The following is a 17599-nucleotide window of genomic DNA, read 5'->3' on the forward strand; positions in this document are numbered from 1 at the left end:
CTTGCCTGCGATTGCAGTGGGTCAGCACCTGGGATGCTGGCTGATTCACCGTCATCGCAGGCAAGCCAGCTCCCACAGTATTTCGCGGTGTTTTCGCTGACCTGAAAGTCAATAAAACCGCCACTTTGGCCCGCAAGACAGATGGTCACTCCAGGGGCTGTTTATCTGGATTATTACGGTATACTGCGCGGCCTTCGGCCGGTCCAACCGGCCTTAATTCGTACACCAAGCCACGCCGGATTTCCCGCGTGGCTTGTTGTTTTTTGACGCGCCTGCGGGCGCCCAGAGAGAAGAGGCACGACGATGAGTGCATTGGTTGGCGTGATCATGGGCTCCAAGTCCGATTGGTCCACCCTTAGCCACACCGCCGATATGCTGGAAAAACTCGGCATTCCCTACGAAGTGAAAGTGGTCTCCGCCCACCGCACTCCGGATTTGCTGTTCCAGTATGCCGATGAAGCAGAATCCCGTGGCATCGAGGTGATCATCGCCGGTGCCGGTGGTGCGGCGCACCTGCCGGGCATGTGTGCGGCCAAGACCCATCTGCCGGTACTCGGCGTGCCGGTGCAGTCGGCGATGCTCTCGGGCGTGGATTCGCTGTTGTCTATCGTGCAGATGCCGGCCGGCATTCCGGTGGCGACCCTGGCGATCGGCAAGGCCGGCGCGATCAATGCCGCGTTGCTGTCCGCCAGCATCCTGGGCGCCAAGCATCCGCAATTCCATGCGGTGCTGAAAAAATTCCGTGCCGAACAGACAGACAGCGTGCTGGACAATCCAGACCCACGTATCGCCTGAGGTTGTTGACGATGAAGATCGGTGTAATCGGTGGCGGCCAACTGGGCCGCATGCTGGCCCTGGCGGGAACGCCGCTGGGGATGAACTTCGCTTTCCTGGACCCGGCGCCGGACGCCTGTGCGGCCGCATTGGGTGAGCACTTGCGCGCTGACTACAGCGACCCGGACCACCTGCGCCAACTGGCCGACGAAGTCGACCTGGTGACCTTTGAGTTCGAAAGCGTCCCGGCTGAAACCGTGGCCTTCCTGTCGCAGTTCGTGCCGGTGTACCCGAGTGCTGAAGCCTTGCGCATCGCCCGTGACCGCTGGTTCGAGAAGAGCATGTTCAAGGACCTGGGCATTCCGACCCCGGCCTTCGCCGATATCCAGTCCCAGGCGGACCTGGACGCCGCAGTTGCCAGCATCGGCCTGCCGGCCGTGCTAAAAACCCGCACCCTGGGTTACGACGGCAAGGGCCAGAAAGTCCTGCGCACCGCCGCCGATGTGGTCGGTACTTTCGCCGAACTGGGCAGCGTTGCCTGCCTGCTGGAAGGCTTCGTGCCGTTCACCGGCGAAGTTTCACTGATTGCCGTGCGTGCCCGTGATGGCGAAACCCGCTTCTACCCGTTGGTGCACAACACCCACGACAGCGGCATCCTCAAGCTGTCCGTGGCCAGCACCGATCATCCGTTGCAGGCGCTGGCGGAAGATTATTCCAGCCGCGTATTGAAACAGCTGGATTACGTCGGCGTGATGGCGTTCGAGTTCTTTGAAGTCGACGGTGGCCTCAAGGCCAACGAAATCGCCCCGCGCGTGCACAACTCCGGGCACTGGACCACCGAAGGTGCCGAGTGCAGCCAGTTCGAAAACCACCTGCGGGCGGTGGCGGGCTTGCCGCTGGGTTCCACGGCCAAGGTCGGCGAGAGCGCCATGCTCAACTTCATCGGCACGGTGCCGGCAGTGGATAAAGTCATCGCCATCGACGACTGTCACTTGCATCACTACGGCAAGGCCTTCAAAGCCGGGCGCAAGGTCGGTCACGCCAACCTGCGCTGCAAGGACCGTGCAACGCTGCAAGCGCAGATCCTCAAGGTCGAAGCGCTGATCGCCGAACAATAAGCCTGGTTTAGGCGGGAACCATTTAGGGATCGCCATCCTCTGATTGCAGGATGCCAAAGCCTAGCTAGGCTTTGGCATAGCTCACTTCAATCAGAGGGAAATGCCATGGGTATCATCGGAACCATCTTTATCGGCTTGATCGTCGGCCTGCTGGCGCGTTTCCTGAAACCAGGCGACGACAGCATGGGTTGGATCATGACCATCCTGCTGGGTATTGCAGGCTCTCTGGTCGCCACCTACGGTGGTCAGGCGCTGGGTATCTACCAGGCAGGCCAAGGCGCGGGCTTCTTCGGGGCGTTGATCGGCGCCGTCGTGCTGCTGGTGATCTACGGTCTGCTGAAAAAGAAATGATCTAAGCGACGAAGCCCTCTGCGCTGCGCAGGTGCAGAGGGCTAGAATGCTCGCCACCTGTATTTGTCGAGCCTTTCCATGCGCCGTCTTCTGTTGACTCTCCTCCTGCTGGGCTCTGGCCTGGCGCACGCCGGCGAATTGCCGGAAACCGACTGGCTTGACCTGATGCCGCTGTCGGACCAGAAAGCCCTCGAGGCCATGCCCGAGATCGACCATAACTCCCCCGAAGCCCAAGGCACGTTCACCGACAAAGGTGGCTTGAAGCAAAGCAAAGGCTTGCCTGCGGTGATGTATTCCACCAAAACCGTGGCCGCCATGAACGGCAAGAACATCCGTATCGGCGGTTACCCGGTGCCGTTGGAAACCGACGCCAAGGGCCGCAGCACCTTGTTCTTCCTGGTGCCATACCCGGGCGCGTGCATCCATGTGCCGCCACCGCCGCCTAACCAACTGGTGCTGGTGCGGTATCCCAAGGGGTTGAAGCTGGATGATATCTACACGCCGCTGTGGGTGACGGGCACATTGAAGGTGGAAAAGGTGAATAACGATTTGGCGGATGCAGCGTATGCGCTGGATGCGGGTAAGGTGCGGGTGGTGAAGGAGTCCGATCTCTAAAACCCAATGCCTATCAATGTGGGAGGGGGCTTGCCCCCGATGGCGGTCTATCAGTAGCAACTGGGCTGACTGATCCAGTGCTATCGGGAGCAAGCTCCCTCCCACATTTCGATTGGGTTTACAGGGCGATGCCGGTGATGCTCACGCCCAAGGTGTGGCTTTCGCCTGGCGCCAAGGCCACCACATCATCCAGCACATTCGCCGTCTCGATGCACAACATGCCCTGCCAGCCATCATCGGCCATGTCGTCGAACACCTTGGCGCGCTCGGTCCAGGGATTCCAGATCACTGTCGACTTCGAGCCCTGGCTGGTGAGCCGGATGCGGCGCTGCCAATCCTTGTCGATGATGTTCAACTGCGCCGGGGTATCGAGGTAGATGCGATCGGTTTCGGCAGTGAATTGCAGCAACCCGGTTTGCTGTTTGTTCGTCCAGCCGTCGGCGGTGTCTATGTAGGCTCCACCGTCCAACCCGTCGACCTGCACATTACGTACATCGCTCACGGCGAAATAGGTGTGCAGGGCCTGGCTGAAGGTCACGGTGTCGGTGCCGCGGTTGTGGCTGGTCAGGCGGATATGCAGCTGATCATCCAACAACAAGCTCAGTTTTAGATCGACTTGATGTGGCCAGCCGGGAAAACCACCAGCAGGTACGGGCAATGCCAAGTCGATGCGCAAGGCATTGCCTTCAAGCTCGGTCGCGACCAGAACCCAAAGCGCTGTGCGCGCGAAACCATGGGCGCCGGCGGGTTGATCGCTCTGGCGCATTGCTTTCACGCTTTGCGGGTTGCGGTCGAATACGCCGAACCATGGCCAACACACGGGTACGCCGGTGCGAATACCTTTGCCCTGCTTGAACACCGCTTCGGGGTTCGGCCAGATCAGCGGCTGCTCGCCCTGGCGCTGGTAACTGAAGATATGCGCGCCCTGTTGGGCCACCATCAGTTCGGCGCCGTTGTGGCGGATGCGCCAGCAATCCAGCTCGTCGATTTTCACGGTTTCAACGTGGGGCGTAGGCATACAGGGCACTCTTTATGGCAGGCAATGGGGCAATTGACCGTCAAAGCCCCGCGATGTTTAACGGGCGCGCGACGGCACCGAACGCGTGCGGCCACTGCCATCGATGGCGACGAATACGAACACCGCCTCGGTGACCTTGCGCCATTCGCTGGACAGCGGGTCGTCGCTCCACACTTCGACCATCATCTGGATCGAACTGCGGCCAATTTCCAGGGCCTGGGTATAGAAAGACAGCTGCGCGCCCACGGCCACCGGCACCAGGAACGCCATGCGATCAATCGCCACAGTGGCTACGCGGCCACCGGCGACCTTGCTGGCCATGGCGGTGCCAGCCAGGTCCATCTGCGCGACCAGCCAGCCGCCGAAGATGTCGCCAAAACCGTTGGTTTCACGCGGGAGCGCAGTGATTTGCAAGGCGAGGTCGCCTTGCGGGATGGGATCTTCTTGTTCGAGTTCGATCATGCCGAGGGTGCCTCTGACCCGTGACGCTTCATGGGTATTTCAAGTGGATAGCCGTCTTCGAAAAAAACGTTTCAGCACCAACATACACCGCTCAATGCGTTTCTCGTAAGGCGTACTAAAGGGAAACTCTGCCAAATCGGCTGGGTGGCACCCAACGACGTTTTGGCACAGCAGCCCCTCAAGACAGCGGGTCTGGCACTTGCAAGGGCCGAGTATATCGAGACGATTGCGCCGCGACGACCTCCGGGCACTCATTTGGTCGGCAATTAGCGTCTGTAATGCGGCTTTTTCCGGCAACTGTGCTTCTTATTGCGGTTAACGCGCATCCGTGGGGAATATTTCGCCCATTCGAACGGTTATTCGGCGGGCGCTGTGCTTTTCCAGGCGATTTGCTATCTTGCCAAACCCGATGCAAGTCCCGGGTTTGCCGTTCTGATTACTATAAGAGAAGCCTTGCCATGTCCTCCGTGCCCGCAAGCAGTGCGCAACCGTCGCGCCCGCTGACCCGCAACGACTACAAAACCCTGTCGCTGTCTGCCTTGGGCGGGGCGTTGGAATTTTACGACTTCATCATCTTTGTGTTTTTCGCCACGGTGGTCGGAAAACTGTTCTTCCCCGTGGACATGCCGGAATGGCTGCGCATGATGCAGACCTTTGGCATTTTCGCTGCCGGCTACCTGGCGCGTCCGCTGGGCGGCATCATCATGGCGCACTTCGGCGACCTGCTGGGCCGCAAGAAGATGTTCACCTTGAGTATCTTCATGATGGCCGTGCCGACCCTGATCATGGGCCTGCTGCCGACCTACGCGCAGATCGGCCTGTGGGCACCGCTCCTGTTGCTGCTGATGCGCGTCATCCAGGGCGCGGCGATTGGCGGTGAAGTGCCGGGCGCCTGGGTCTTCGTCTCTGAGCACGTGCCGCCCCGGCACATTGGCTACGCTTGCGGCACCCTGACCAGTGGCCTTACAGCCGGCATCCTGCTGGGTTCGCTGGTGGCCACTGCCATCAACACCCTTTACAGCCCGGAGCAGGTGTCGGACTACGCCTGGCGTATCCCGTTCCTGCTCGGTGGCGTGTTCGGCTTGCTGTCGGTGTACCTGCGTCGTTGGCTGCATGAAACGCCGATCTTCGCCGAAATGCAGCAACGCAAGACTCTGGCCGCCGAGCTGCCATTGCGCGCGGTATTGCGTGACCACCGTGGCGCTATCGTACTGTCGATGTTGTTGACCTGGTTGTTGTCTGCCGGTGTGGTCGTCGTGATCCTGATGACCCCGACCGTGCTGCAAACCGTCTACCATTTCAGCCCTACCGTGGCCCTGCAAGCCAACAGCCTGGCCATCGTCACCCTCAGCCTGGGCTGCATCGCCTCCGGCGCCCTGGCCGACCGTTTTGGTGCCGGCCGCGTGCTGGTCAGCGGTTGTGCATTGCTGCTGGCGACCTCGTGGACGTTGTATCACAGCCTGCTTGACCATCCAGAGTGGCTGTTCCCGCTCTACGCCTTGACCGGTCTGTTTGTCGGCACCATCGGCGTGGTGCCTTATGTGATGGTGAAAGCCTTCCCGCCAGTGGTGCGCTTCAGCGGTTTGTCGTTCTCCTATAACGTCGCCTACGCCGTATTCGGTGGCCTGACGCCATTGGCCGTGTCGCTGCTGATGAAGGAAAGCCCGATGGGCCCGGCTTATTACGTGGCTGTCCTGTGTGTGATGGGGATGGCCGTGGGCGGATACCTCTGGCAGCGCGGACGTTAATTCGCGACTTAAAGATCCTTCCTACGTAGTGGCGTAGGAAGGGTCATAGATTACAGCGTGTTTCTGAAACACCTCTTCAAGCGCTCCAACCTCCTCGCAACCCCCGGTTTTATTGAGTTTTATCCTTCCTGTCAGGTTTTTCACAAATACTGGCCTTTCATCTAATTGTCATATTCCAGACATAGAGTGTTCACACGGCCTACCGATACTTGGCCCCGATCCAACTATCCCTATCTGCTAGGAGCAAGGCATGAAACTGAAACGTTTGATGGCGGCAATGACGTTTGTCGCTGCTGGCGTTGCGACCGCCAACGCGGTGGCCGCTGGTGTTGATCCGGCAATCCCGGCTTACGTTAAGACCACTGGTGTGTCGGGCAACCTGTCCAGCGTCGGTTCCGATACCCTGGCTAACCTGATGACCCTGTGGGCCGAGGGTTACAAAAAGGAATACCCGAACGTCAACATCCAGATTCAAGCTGCTGGCTCCGCCACCGCGCCACCTGCGCTGACTGAAGGCACCTCCAACCTGGGCCCGATGAGCCGCAAGATGAAGGACACCGAACTGGCTGCCTTCGAGCAGAAGTACGGCTACAAGCCAACCGCTATCCCGGTTGCCGTGGATGCCCTGGCTGTCTTCGTGCACAAGGACAACCCGATCCAGCACCTGACCATGGAACAAGTCGACGCGATCTTCTCCTCGACTCGTCTGTGCGGCGCCAAAGCCGACGTGAAAACCTGGGGTGACCTGGGTGTGACCGGCGACCTGGCCAACAAGCCGGTTCAACTGTTTGGTCGTAACTCGGTATCCGGCACCTACGGCTACTTCAAAGAAGAAGCCCTGTGCAAAGGCGACTACAAGCCAAACGTGAACGAACAACCAGGCTCGGCTTCGGTCGTGCAGTCGATCAGCTCTTCGCTGAACGGCATCGGTTACTCGGGCATCGGCTACAAGACTGCAAGTGTGAAGACTGTTGCCCTGGCTAAGAAAGGCAGCACCGACTTCATCGAAGACAGCGAAGAAAACGCCCTGAATGGCAAATACCCGCTGTCGCGCTTCCTCTACGTTTACGTCAACAAAGCCCCGAACAAGCCTCTGGCCCCGCTGGAAGCTGAGTTCGTGAAGCTGGTTCTGTCGAAGCAGGGCCAGGAAGTTGTCGTGAAAGACGGCTACATCCCACTGCCAGCCAAAGTGGCCGCCAAGGCCCTGGCTGACCTGGGTCTGAAAGAAGGCAAATAAGCCTGCAATACCTGGTGTAGATGCATGCTTTTCTGTGGGAGCGGGCTTGCCCGCGATGCTGGCGACGCGGTGTAGAGTTGAACCGTATTGATGCCATCGCGGGCAAGCCCGCTCCCACACTAGTCGTCTACACCTCCTAATTTTTAATCCGCTGCCAGCCCTGCTCCGCGGCGGATTTCTTGCGTCACTGCATTGTCATCTTTCTGTCATACAGGATCGCTAGGGTGTGCGCATGAATGATCTGGCCAATTCCACCATGACGACGACTTCTCCTCCCAAGCGCATTGATTTCAATACGCCTGAGCTGCAACGCAAGCGCCGCATCCGCGCGCTCAAAGATCGCCTGACCCGTTGGTACGTACTGGTCGGCGGCCTCGCCGTCCTCGGCGCCATTACCCTGATTTTCTTCTTCCTGGCCTATGTCGTTGCACCGTTGTTCCAAGGTGCTTCGCTGACCAAGGAAGCGGCGCTGACGCCTGCGTGGATTCAGGATGCCGGCAAGCCGTTGATGATCTCGATTGAAGAACAGAACCAAGTCGCCATGCGGGTTTCCGACAAAGGCCAGGCGCTGTTCTTTGATGTGCAAACAGGCGCTGAACTCAAGCGTATCGACCTGCCGCTGCCGGCCGGCAGCCAAGTGGTGTCCATCGGTAAAGACCAACCCGGCAGCCCGCTGGTGATACTCGGTTTGTCCAATGGCCAGTCCTTGGTGTTCCGCCACACCTATAAAGTGTCTTACCCGGACGGCAAGAAGACCATCAGCCCGGCTGTGGAATACCCTTACGGTGAAACACCGATCATCCTCGACGAACAGGGTCGCCCGCTGGAGCACGTCGCGCTCAACGCCACTGACTCCTCGCTGGTGGTGGCCGGTTCCGCCGGTTCCTACTTGAACGTGCTGAGCCTGAGCCGCGAAGAAAACATGATGACCGGCGAAGTCACCAGCGAGCAGAAGCGTATCGAGCTGCCGCAAATGACTGAGCCGGTGAAGGCGATCTTCATCGACCCGCGCCAGCAATGGCTGTATGTGGTCAATGGTCGCGCCCTGGCCGACGTGTTCAGCCTGCGCGACAAGAGCCTCAACGGTCGCTACAAACTGTCGGAAGATGGCACCGTAGACATCACTGCCAGCGCCCAGTTGGTGGGGGGCATTTCGCTGATCGTCGGTGACTCCAAGGGCGGCCTGGCCCAGTGGTTCATGGCCCGCGACCCGGATGGCGAACAGCGTCTGAAACAGATCCGTACCTTCCAGATGGGCACTGCGCCGGTTGTGGAAATCACCGCCGAAGAACGTCGCAAAGGCTTCACCGCCCTCGACGCCTCCGGCAAGTTCGGTGTGTTCCACAGCACCGCCCACCGCACCCTGTTGGTGGACCCAGTGGTTGACGGCCAAGGCCTGTTCGGCCTGTCACCACGCGCCAACCACGTTATCGTCGAAGCGGGCGGCAAGTTGCAACCGCTGCTGCTGGACAACCCGCACCCTGAAGTTTCCTGGAGCGCGTTGTGGAGCAAGGTCTGGTACGAAAACTACGACGAGCCTAAATACGTCTGGCAATCGACCGCCGCCAACACCGATTTCGAACCCAAGATGAGCCTGGCGCCGCTGACGTTCGGCACGCTGAAAGCTGCGTTCTACGCCATGCTGCTGGCTGCGCCACTGGCGGTCGCCGCAGCAATCTACACCGCTTACTTCATGGCCCCGAGCCTGCGCCGCAAGGTCAAGCCGGTGATCGAACTGATGGAAGCGATGCCGACGGTGATTCTCGGCTTCTTCGCCGGCCTGTTCCTGGCGCCGTATGTGGAAGGGCATTTGCCGGGGATTTTCAGCCTGCTGATGTTGTTGCCGATTGGCATCCTGGTCGCGGGCTTCATCTTCAGCCGTCTGCCTGAGTCCCTGCGCCTGCGGGTGCCGGATGGCTGGGAAAGCGCGATCCTGATCCCGGTGATCCTGTTCGTGGGCTGGCTCTCGCTGTACATGAGCCCGTACCTGGAAACCTGGTTCTTCGGCGGCGACATGCGCATGTGGATCTCCCACGACCTGGGCATCACCTACGACCAGCGCAACGCCCTGGTAGTCGGCCTGGCCATGGGTTTTGCAGTGATCCCGAACATCTACTCCATCGCCGAAGACGCCGTGTTCAGCGTACCGCGCGGCCTGACCCTGGGCTCCCTGGCCCTGGGCGCCACGCCGTGGCAAACCATGACCCGCGTGGTCATCCTGACCGCCAGCCCGGGCATTTTCTCGGCGCTGATGATCGGCATGGGCCGCGCTGTCGGTGAGACCATGATCGTGCTGATGGCCACCGGTAACACCCCGGTGATGGAGATGAACCTGTTCGAGGGCCTGCGCACCCTGGCGGCCAACGTGGCGGTGGAGATGCCGGAGTCGGAAGTGGGCGGCAGTCACTACCGCGTGCTGTTCCTCTCGGCGCTGGTGCTACTGCTGTTCACCTTCATCATGAACACCCTCGCCGAGCTGATTCGTCAGCGTCTGCGCAAGAAATACTCGTCGCTTTAAGAAAGGTAGAAGTCTGTGAAACAGAACTCCCTGAATGGATGGTTCAAGAGCGGCGCCCCCGGCGTCTGGATCAGCGGTGGCGCGGTGTCCATCGCGGTCATCATGACTATTGGCTTGCTTGCCGTGATTGCGGTACGTGGTCTGGGCCACTTCTGGCCGGCTGACTTGATCCAGGCCAATTACAACGTGCCGGGCCAGGAAAACCATATCGTCATCGGCGAAGTGGTGCAGAAGGAAGAAGTGCCCCGCGAGCGCCTGAAAAGCGCGGGCTTGCCGGTGCCGGACCAAGGTCCGGAATTCATGACCCGCGAGCTGATCAAGGTCGGCAACCGTGATCTGAATGGCAACGACTTCACCTGGATCGTCGGCGAGTGGTTGAAGGATCAGACCAAGCCGGTCGACCTGATGGCCATCGAGCGTCGTGAATGGGGCAACTTCTACGGCACCCTGATCAACGTCAAACAAGACGGCAAGGTTGTCGCCGAAGGCGAGGCTGCGTGGCCCGAGCTGCAAGCCCGTGTCGACCGCGTCAACAAGCTGGCCGCCCAGCTCAAGACGCTGGAGAAGTCGGATATCGGCGCGATCAACGCCGGACTGGAGCGCATCCGCCTGCACGGTCGCAAGCTGGAGCTGGAAGGCAAGCTCGACGCCACTGCACAGGCAGACATGGAGTCTGGCCGTGCCGAACTGAACAACCGCTACAAAGAAGTCGAAGCGCGCCTGTCGGACCTGCACGCCCAGTTCAACCGCGACAGCCTGACCGCTCGTGACGCCAACGGCAAAGAAGTGGAAATCAGCATCGGCAAAGTCGTGCATGCCTATCAGCCGAACGCCATGGGCACTTTGACCAAGATCGGCGTCTACTTCAGCAAGGTCTGGGAGTTCCTCAGCGACGACCCACGGGAAGCCAACACGGAAGGCGGGATTTTCCCGGCCATCTTCGGCACCGTGATGATGACCCTGATCATGGCGATTATCGTGACCCCGTTCGGCGTGCTGGCGGCGGTGTACCTGCGTGAATACGCCAAGCAAAACACCCTGACCCGTGTGATCCGTATTGCGGTGAACAACCTGGCGGGCGTACCGGCCATCGTTTATGGCGTGTTCGGCCTGGGCTTCTTCGTGTATGTACTGGGTGGCTCGGTCGACCGACTGTTCTTTGCCGAAGCCCTTCCGGCACCGACCTTCGGTACACCGGGCTTGCTGTGGGCCTCGTTGACCCTGGCGCTGCTGGCCGTGCCGGTGGTGATCGTGGCCACTGAAGAAGGCTTGGCGCGGATTCCCCGCACCGTGCGTGAAGGTTCGCTGGCGCTGGGTGCAACCAAGGCGGAAACGCTGTGGAAGATCGTGCTGCCGATGGCCAGCCCGGCGATGATGACCGGCATGATCCTCGCTGTGGCCCGTGCCGCCGGTGAAGTGGCGCCGCTGATGCTGGTGGGTGTGGTGAAACTGGCGCCATCGCTGCCGCTGGACGGCAACTACCCGTACCTGCACCTGGACCAGAAGATCATGCACCTGGGCTTCCATATCTATGACGTCGGTTTCCAGAGCCCTAACGTCGAAGCTGCGCGGCCGTTGGTGTACGCCACTGCCTTGCTGCTGGTGCTGGTGATCGCCACGCTCAACCTGTCGGCGGTGTGGATTCGTAACCACCTGCGCGAAAAATACAAAGCGCTGGACAGTTAACGCTTTTCAATGTGGGAGGGGGCTTGCCCCCGATAGCAGAGTGTCAGCCAGCACATCTGTTTCTGATACACCGCCATCGGGGGCAAGCCCCCTCCCACACTGGACTGCATGACCCGCGGAATTTGAGTAGATCGCCCCGGCGGTCCAACACAACGAATTGGTAGCACAGGGAGCATCCCATGCAGCACGAAACCCACACCCACGGCATCAACATGTCGGCCCTGGGTCGCGACAAGCAGAGCCTGAGCCTGGCCCAGGAAACCGTGGCCATCGAAGTACCGGGCCTGAGCCTCTACTACGGTGAAAAGCAGGCGCTGTTCGACGTCAGCATGAACATCCCCAAGCAGCGCGTGACCGCCTTCATCGGGCCGTCCGGCTGCGGCAAGTCCACGCTGCTGCGTACGTTCAACCGCATGAACGACCTGGTCGATGGTTGCCGCGTAGACGGCGCGATCAACCTCTACGGCACCAACATCTATCGCAAGGGCGAAGACGTGGCCGAGCTGCGTCGTCGCGTGGGCATGGTGTTCCAGAAACCGAACCCGTTCCCCAAGACCATCTACGAAAACGTGGTCTACGGTTTGCGCATCCAGGGCATCAACAAGAAGCGCATCCTCGACGAGGCGGTTGAGTGGGCCTTGAAGGGCGCGGCGTTGTGGGACGAGGTCAAAGACCGCTTGCACGACTCGGCACTCGGCTTGTCCGGTGGCCAGCAGCAGCGTCTGGTGATCGCCCGTACCATCGCCGTGGAGCCGGAAGTCCTGCTGCTCGACGAGCCGTGCTCGGCCCTCGACCCGATCTCGACCCTGAAAGTCGAAGAGCTGATCTACGAGCTCAAGTCCAAGTTCACCATCGTCATCGTGACCCACAACATGCAACAGGCGGCGCGGGTCTCCGACTACACCGCGTTCATGTACATGGGCAAACTGGTGGAGTTCGGTGACACCGATACCCTGTTCACCAATCCGGCGAAGAAGCAGACCGAAGACTACATCACCGGTCGCTACGGCTAGTACGCGGTGGTTCTGATTGCATTGAATGCTGCGGTTCTCCGCACCTTACCGGACGTTCCAAGGACGCCAACATGATTAGCAAAGAAGGCCTTACCCATCACATCTCCGCGCAGTTCAACGCCGAGCTTGAGGAAGTGCGCAGCCACCTCCTGGCGATGGGCGGGCTGGTGGAGAAGCAAGTCAACGACGCTGTCACCGCGCTGATCGAGGCCGACTCGGGCCTGGCCCAGCAAGTGCGCGAGATCGATGACCAGATCAACCAGATGGAACGCAATATCGACGAAGAATGCCTGCGCATTCTTGCCCGTCGCCAGCCGGCGGCCTCCGACCTGCGTTTGATCATCAGCATCTCCAAGTCGGTGATCGACCTGGAGCGTATTGGCGACGAATCCACCAAAATCGCCCGCCGCGCCATCCAGCTGTGCGAAGAAGGCGAGGCACCGCGCGGTTACGTGGAAGTGCGCCACATCGGCGACCAGGTGCGCAACATGGTTCGCGATGCACTGGATGCGTTTGCCCGCTTCGATGCCGAGCTGGCGTTGTCGGTGGCCCAGTACGACAAGGTCATTGACCGTGAGTACAAGACGGCGTTGCGCGAGCTGGCCACCTACATGATGGAAGATCCACGCTCTATCTCGCGGGTCTTGAACATCATCTGGGTATTGCGTTCCCTGGAGCGTATTGGCGACCACGCGCGCAATATCTCGGAACTGGTGATTTACCTGGTTCGCGGCACCGACGTGCGGCACATGGGCCTCAAGCGCATGAAGGCCGAAGTTGAAGGCACGGCTGATCAAATCCCTAATGTTCCAGGCGAACCTGACGATAAGTAAGGTTGCCCGAGAAATTAACGCCCGGCCTTTGGTCGGGCGTTTTTGTTTGTGGCCTCTGAATTTTTTGCGCAGCGGGAGCAATAAAGTCCCGCTGTGACCAGCGAGTTTTGGCAAACTGCCATCAGTCAGGCGTTTCGCGTGCCGAAGTTTCTATAGGATGAAGGGTCGATGAGTAAAGTCAGTGTATTGGTGGTGGACGACGCCTCGTTTATCCGCGACCTGGTGAAGAAGTGCCTGCGTAACTACTTCCCAGGGATCAAGATCGAAGACGCGGTCAACGGCAAAAAGGCGCAATCCATCCTGATGCGCGAGACCTTCGACCTGGTGCTGTGCGACTGGGAAATGCCCGAGATGTCGGGCCTGGAGCTACTGACCTGGTGCCGTGAGCAAGCGCACCTCAAGGCCATGCCGTTCGTGATGGTGACCAGCCGTGGCGACAAGGAAAATGTGGTGCAGGCGATCCAGGCCGGGGTTTCCGGCTACGTCAGCAAGCCGTTCACCAACGAGCAGTTGCTGAACAAGGTCAAGCAGGCCCTGCACAAGATCGGGCGCCTCGACGCACTGGTCGCCAGTGCACCGACCAAGATGAACTCGGCCTTCGGCAACGATTCCCTGAGCGCCCTGACCGGCGGCAAGCCTGAAGCGGTGCGTGCAGCGCCCGTTGCAACAGCCGCCCCTGCGCCAAGCAAGGGCCTGCTCAACAACCCACCCGTACAAGCGCCTGCAGCCGCGCCGGCGGCCGGTCGTGGCCAAGGTCAACTGCGGCTGTCCAGCGGCAACCAGCAATGCGTGATCAAGGCGCTGAGCATCAAGGAAGCGCTGTTGGTAGTGCGTCGCGGTGAAGTCCTGCCCCAGGTCCTGGAAAGCGCGGTGCTCGACCTTGAGCAAGGTGAAAACGCTGAAGTCGCCCGTCTCAACGGCTACCTGCACGCCATCGTCGCTTACGAGCCCAAGCCCGACAGCGACTGGCTGCAACTGACCTTCCGGTTTATCGACCAGGATGCGCAGAAGCTCGACTACATCTCTCGCCTGATCGCCCGCGGCACGGCGCAGAAGCATTTTGTGCCGGGTGCTTAATCTCCTGAATATCGGGAATCGACCGACCGTCTGATTGCCGTTGGCTGGCTTGATTTATATCTGTTTCGATATAGGCTCTCGATAACGCAACAGTGTTATCGAGCCTTTGCTATGCCTTGAAACAAACCCTCACCGCTCTTGGCTGAATCGTCGATTACGCTTCTTTTTTCCAGAAAAGGAGAAGCCAATGCCAAGGCACAAGGATGTGGTGTTTCTAGGAAGCTCACTCAAGGATCTCAAGGCATTTCCTCTCGATGCCCGTAGGGCCGCCGGTTTTCAGTTGGACCTATTGCAGCAGGGTGAACAGCCTTTTGATTGCAAGCCGATGAAAACAATCGGAAGGGGTGTCAGTGAGATCAGAATCACTGAGGAATCGGGAGCGTTTCGAGTGTTCTACGTGGTCAACCGGCCAGAAGCTGTCTATGTGTTGCATGCGCTGCGCAAGACCACACAGAAAACCGAAGGGCGGGATATCGAACTGGCTCGTGCCAGATTGCAGGAGTTAGGTTAAGCCAATGACAGACTCAAAAATTCACACCGAACGTTTCAGCTGCGTCTGGGATGCTCTGGAGGACACGCCTGCGCAAGCCGCCAATATGCGACTTCGCTCGAAGTTGCTGCTGGAACTGTGCAACACCATCCGCAGCTGGGAGCTTTCTCAGAAGGATGCGGCGCAAAGGCTTGGCATCAGTCAGCCACGTCTGAACGACGTGCTCAATGGCAAAATCGATAAGTTTTCTCTCGATGCACTCGTCAACTTGTCCGCTGCCGCTCAGATGCATGTGGATATCTGCTTTACTGCGCTGCCCGTTTGACGCTCACACAGTGTTGTCATGATCCCTTGCTAGCCTGCCGTTCAGTCATCCCGGCAGGTTCACGCCATGCTCATGCGTCTAATGCTGTTCTGCGGGCTGGCCTCGGTCGCCACCTCGACTCTGGCCATGACCCTCTACAAATCCACCGATGCCAATGGCGAGGTGTTTTTCAGTGACCGGCAAACCCCCGGCGCCCAAGCATTCGTGATTCAGGAGCGTAGGGTCGAGCGGGTCGAGCGGGTCAAGCGGCCGATGCTGGAGCTGCCCAGGCCGAGTTATCCACAACAAGCCTACCGCTACCCCTTTCCCTGGCGTGGCGGGCCGTTTCGCCTGACCCAGGGCCCCAACGGCAGTTTCAGCCACACCGACGCCAAAAGCCGCTACGCCATGGACATCGCCATGCCCGAAGGCACGCCGATCATCGCGGCGCGTAGCGGCGTGGTGGTGAAAATCGAGAATGGGCAGGCCGGGCGCGGTGGCGATGCTTCGGGGAATTTTGTGCGGGTACGGCACGATGACGGGACTGAGGGCGTGTACCTGCACCTCAAGCAAGGCTCGGTGAGTGTCAGGGCCGGGCAGCGCGTGGCACTGGGCAGCCCGCTGGCGTTATCGGGGAATACCGGCAACAGCAGCGGGCCGCATCTGCATTTCGTGGTGCAGCGTGCTACCGAGGCGGGGCTGGTGTCGATCCCGTATGAGTTCAACCAGCCGGTTGGCACATTGCCCAACTTTGCGTTGGGCAATTGAAGGATCAATCCAGCAGCAGAACCTTGGCCAACACGATCTTCGGCCCTTTCATCTTCTTGATGATGATCCGCAAGCCTTCCACTTCCAGCACTTCTTCCTCTTCCGGTACACGCTTCAAGGTGTCGTAGATCAGGCCGGCCAGGGTTTCGGCTTCGATGTGGTCCAGGTCTACGCCCAGCAGGCGTTCCACCTTGAACAACGGCGTGTCGCCGCGCACCAGCAGTTTGCCCGGCTGGTAGGCGAGGATGCCGCGCTCGGCCTTGCGGTGTTCATCCTGGATATCACCCACCAGTACTTCGAGCACGTCTTCCATGGTCAGGTAGCCGATGACTTTGCCGTCGGCTTCTTCCACCAGGGCGAAGTGCGCGCCGCCTTTGCGGAACTGCTCCAGCAGCTGCGACAACGGCATGTGCCGCGAAACGCGCTCCAGCGGGCGGGTCAGTTCGGCGAGGTTGAACGACTCGGGGATGTGGTCCAGGGCTGCCAGTTCCAGCAGCAGGTCCTTGATGTGCAGCAGGCCGACGAACTCGTTTCGATTCGCGTCATACACCGGATATCGGCTGAACTTGTGGCGACGGAACAGCGCAAGGATTTCCTTGAGCGGGGCGTTGAAGTCGAGGGTGACCAGGTCTTCCCGGGAATTGGCCCAGTCCACCACTTCCAGCTCGCCCATTTCCACGGCGGAAGCCAGCACGCGCATGCCTTGGTCGCTCGGGTCCTGGCCACGGCTGGAGTGCAGGATCAGTTTGAGTTCTTCGCGGCTGTAATGGTGCTCATGGTGCGGGCCGGGCTCGCCTTGGCCGGCGATGCGCAGGATAGCGTTGGCGCTGGCGTTGAGCAGGTAGATCGCCGGGTACATGGCCCAGTAGAACAGGTACAGCGGCACAGCCGTCCACAGCGACAGCAACTCGGGTTTGCGAATGGCCCAGGATTTGGGCGCCAGTTCACCGACCACGATGTGCAGGTAGGAAATCACGAAGAAGGCGGCAAAGAACGACACGCCTTTGATCACTTCAGGCGATTGCACGCCCACGGCATTCAGCAACGGCTCGAGGATATGCGCGAAGGCCGGCTCACCGACCCAGCCCAGGCCAAGGGAGGCGAGGGTGATACCCAACTGGCAGGCCGACAGATAAGCGTCGAGCTGGCTGTGCACGGTGCGTAGGATCTGCCCGCGCCAGCCGTTCTTGTGGGCGATGGCTTCGACCCGAGTGGCGCGCAGTTTGACCATGGCAAATTCCGCCGCAACGAAGAAGCCGTTGAGCAGTACCAGGATCAGTGCAAAAAGAATCATGCCGAAGTCGGCGAAAAGTGAAGCGAGGGTAATACCAGGGGAAGGGTCCATGATGGGGTTTTGCAGGTTCCGTGTATTCAATTAAAGGTCAAGGGGCGGCCTGAAAGGCAGGCATAAGTCGGCCAATGTAGCGGCTGACGGGGCGCTTGCCTAGTGGTTGCTGCCGGGCGGGGCTTGGAATTCCTTCTCCAACACGACACCGGCCCAATGTGGGAGGGGGCTTGCCCCCGATGGCGGCGGGTCAGATGTGAATGTGTTGACTGACACCCTGCTATCGGGGGCAAGCCCCCTCT

At 59.9% G+C, this 17599-nt stretch carries 17 protein-coding genes; 14 read left to right on the forward strand and 3 right to left on the reverse strand.

Going from position 1 to position 17599, the window contains the following annotated elements; genetic code table 11:
* The first annotated feature begins 303 nt into the window (after window positions 1–303).
* The 4 genes from purE (at window position 304) to AC07V4_RS01085 (ending at window position 2858) form a co-directional block, all read left to right on the forward strand.
* Complete coding sequence (purE, locus tag AC07V4_RS01070) at window positions 304–795, forward strand: 5-(carboxyamino)imidazole ribonucleotide mutase (protein ID WP_003176980.1); 492 nt, start codon at window positions 304–306, stop codon at window positions 793–795.
* Between the two features lie 11 nt (window positions 796–806).
* Window positions 807–1892 (forward strand): 5-(carboxyamino)imidazole ribonucleotide synthase, encoded by a 1086-nt coding sequence (locus AC07V4_RS01075; protein WP_095014035.1) that lies wholly within the window; start codon window positions 807–809, stop codon window positions 1890–1892.
* Window positions 1893–1997: 105 nt separating this feature from the next.
* Window positions 1998–2243 carry a GlsB/YeaQ/YmgE family stress response membrane protein gene (locus AC07V4_RS01080; protein ID WP_431749398.1) on the forward strand — a complete coding sequence of 82 codons (246 nt, stop codon included), beginning with the start codon at window positions 1998–2000 and terminating at the stop codon, window positions 2241–2243.
* A gap of 78 nt (window positions 2244–2321) precedes the next feature.
* The gene (locus tag AC07V4_RS01085) at window positions 2322–2858 is read left to right on the forward strand and encodes a DUF3299 domain-containing protein (RefSeq protein ID WP_050784921.1); all 537 of its coding nucleotides are present in this window, start codon (window positions 2322–2324) and stop codon (window positions 2856–2858) included.
* Between the two features lie 118 nt (window positions 2859–2976).
* Here the strand turns inward: AC07V4_RS01085 and AC07V4_RS01090 are convergent, their stop codons facing one another.
* Entirely contained in the window at window positions 2977–3876 is a 900-nt protein-coding gene (locus tag AC07V4_RS01090; protein ID WP_492635137.1) for a D-hexose-6-phosphate mutarotase, read from the reverse strand.
* A gap of 57 nt (window positions 3877–3933) precedes the next feature.
* On the reverse strand, window positions 3934–4338 hold the full coding sequence (locus AC07V4_RS01095; protein WP_003176975.1) for an acyl-CoA thioesterase: 405 nt from the start codon (window positions 4336–4338) through the stop codon (window positions 3934–3936).
* Window positions 4339–4796: 458 nt separating this feature from the next.
* On the opposite strand from AC07V4_RS01095, the gene AC07V4_RS01100 reads away from it, so the two are divergent.
* The 10 genes from AC07V4_RS01100 to AC07V4_RS01145 all read left to right on the forward strand — a co-directional run bounded on the left by AC07V4_RS01100 (window position 4797) and on the right by AC07V4_RS01145 (window position 16012).
* On the forward strand, window positions 4797–6086 hold the full coding sequence (locus AC07V4_RS01100; protein WP_492635136.1) for an MFS transporter: 1290 nt from the start codon (window positions 4797–4799) through the stop codon (window positions 6084–6086).
* Between the two features lie 250 nt (window positions 6087–6336).
* Window positions 6337–7323, forward strand: coding sequence for a phosphate ABC transporter substrate-binding protein PstS (locus AC07V4_RS01105; RefSeq protein WP_431749401.1), 987 nt, complete (start codon window positions 6337–6339; stop codon window positions 7321–7323).
* A 484-nt stretch (window positions 7324–7807) separates the two neighbouring features.
* On the forward strand, window positions 7808–9841 hold the full coding sequence (locus AC07V4_RS01110; protein WP_492635294.1) for an ABC transporter permease subunit: 2034 nt from the start codon (window positions 7808–7810) through the stop codon (window positions 9839–9841).
* A gap of 15 nt (window positions 9842–9856) precedes the next feature.
* Entirely contained in the window at window positions 9857–11527 is a 1671-nt protein-coding gene (gene pstA, locus AC07V4_RS01115; protein WP_492635135.1) for a phosphate ABC transporter permease PstA, read from the forward strand.
* Window positions 11528–11706: 179 nt separating this feature from the next.
* Window positions 11707–12540, forward strand: coding sequence for a phosphate ABC transporter ATP-binding protein PstB (pstB, locus tag AC07V4_RS01120; RefSeq protein WP_017738993.1), 834 nt, complete (start codon window positions 11707–11709; stop codon window positions 12538–12540).
* A 71-nt stretch (window positions 12541–12611) separates the two neighbouring features.
* A complete protein-coding gene (gene phoU, locus AC07V4_RS01125; RefSeq protein WP_431753060.1) occupies window positions 12612–13373 on the forward strand; it encodes a phosphate signaling complex protein PhoU in 762 nt (253 codons plus the stop codon).
* Window positions 13374–13541: 168 nt separating this feature from the next.
* Window positions 13542–14450, forward strand: coding sequence for a response regulator (locus tag AC07V4_RS01130; RefSeq protein ID WP_431753061.1), 909 nt, complete (start codon window positions 13542–13544; stop codon window positions 14448–14450).
* Window positions 14451–14637: 187 nt separating this feature from the next.
* On the forward strand, window positions 14638–14961 hold the full coding sequence (locus AC07V4_RS01135) for a type II toxin-antitoxin system RelE/ParE family toxin (RefSeq protein WP_431753062.1): 324 nt from the start codon (window positions 14638–14640) through the stop codon (window positions 14959–14961).
* A gap of 4 nt (window positions 14962–14965) precedes the next feature.
* Complete coding sequence (locus AC07V4_RS01140) at window positions 14966–15265, forward strand: helix-turn-helix domain-containing protein (RefSeq protein ID WP_492635134.1); 300 nt, start codon at window positions 14966–14968, stop codon at window positions 15263–15265.
* A 66-nt stretch (window positions 15266–15331) separates the two neighbouring features.
* The gene (locus AC07V4_RS01145) at window positions 15332–16012 is read left to right on the forward strand and encodes a peptidoglycan DD-metalloendopeptidase family protein (RefSeq protein WP_492635133.1); all 681 of its coding nucleotides are present in this window, start codon (window positions 15332–15334) and stop codon (window positions 16010–16012) included.
* Window positions 16013–16016: 4 nt separating this feature from the next.
* Here AC07V4_RS01145 and AC07V4_RS01150 read toward each other — a convergent pair whose 3' ends face one another.
* A complete protein-coding gene (locus AC07V4_RS01150; RefSeq protein WP_431753065.1) occupies window positions 16017–17357 on the reverse strand; it encodes a hemolysin family protein in 1341 nt (446 codons plus the stop codon).
* Between the last annotated feature and the right edge of the window lie 242 nt (window positions 17358–17599).

It is taken from the genome of Pseudomonas sp. GW821-FHT03A09 (assembly GCF_059421065.1).

What these genes read in the sequence shown, in the direction of transcription:
- AC07V4_RS01145 (WP_492635133.1), top strand. Translation starts at nt 15,332, where the DNA reads ATGCTCATGCGTCTAATGCTGTTCTGCGGGCTGGCCTCGGTCGCCACC.
- purE (WP_003176980.1), top strand. Translation starts at nt 304, where the DNA reads ATGAGTGCATTGGTTGGCGTGATCATGGGCTCCAAGTCCGATTGGTCC.
- AC07V4_RS01095 (WP_003176975.1), bottom strand. Translation starts at nt 4,338, where the DNA reads ATGATCGAACTCGAACAAGAAGATCCCATCCCGCAAGGCGACCTCGCC.
- AC07V4_RS01135 (WP_431753062.1), top strand. Translation starts at nt 14,638, where the DNA reads ATGCCAAGGCACAAGGATGTGGTGTTTCTAGGAAGCTCACTCAAGGAT.
- AC07V4_RS01085 (WP_050784921.1), top strand. Translation starts at nt 2,322, where the DNA reads ATGCGCCGTCTTCTGTTGACTCTCCTCCTGCTGGGCTCTGGCCTGGCG.
- AC07V4_RS01090 (WP_492635137.1), bottom strand. Translation starts at nt 3,876, where the DNA reads ATGCCTACGCCCCACGTTGAAACCGTGAAAATCGACGAGCTGGATTGC.
- AC07V4_RS01075 (WP_095014035.1), top strand. Translation starts at nt 807, where the DNA reads ATGAAGATCGGTGTAATCGGTGGCGGCCAACTGGGCCGCATGCTGGCC.
- AC07V4_RS01100 (WP_492635136.1), top strand. Translation starts at nt 4,797, where the DNA reads ATGTCCTCCGTGCCCGCAAGCAGTGCGCAACCGTCGCGCCCGCTGACC.
- AC07V4_RS01140 (WP_492635134.1), top strand. Translation starts at nt 14,966, where the DNA reads ATGACAGACTCAAAAATTCACACCGAACGTTTCAGCTGCGTCTGGGAT.
- AC07V4_RS01150 (WP_431753065.1), bottom strand. Translation starts at nt 17,357, where the DNA reads ATGGACCCTTCCCCTGGTATTACCCTCGCTTCACTTTTCGCCGACTTC.
- AC07V4_RS01080 (WP_431749398.1), top strand. Translation starts at nt 1,998, where the DNA reads ATGGGTATCATCGGAACCATCTTTATCGGCTTGATCGTCGGCCTGCTG.
- AC07V4_RS01130 (WP_431753061.1), top strand. Translation starts at nt 13,542, where the DNA reads ATGAGTAAAGTCAGTGTATTGGTGGTGGACGACGCCTCGTTTATCCGC.
- AC07V4_RS01105 (WP_431749401.1), top strand. Translation starts at nt 6,337, where the DNA reads ATGAAACTGAAACGTTTGATGGCGGCAATGACGTTTGTCGCTGCTGGC.
- phoU (WP_431753060.1), top strand. Translation starts at nt 12,612, where the DNA reads ATGATTAGCAAAGAAGGCCTTACCCATCACATCTCCGCGCAGTTCAAC.
- pstB (WP_017738993.1), top strand. Translation starts at nt 11,707, where the DNA reads ATGCAGCACGAAACCCACACCCACGGCATCAACATGTCGGCCCTGGGT.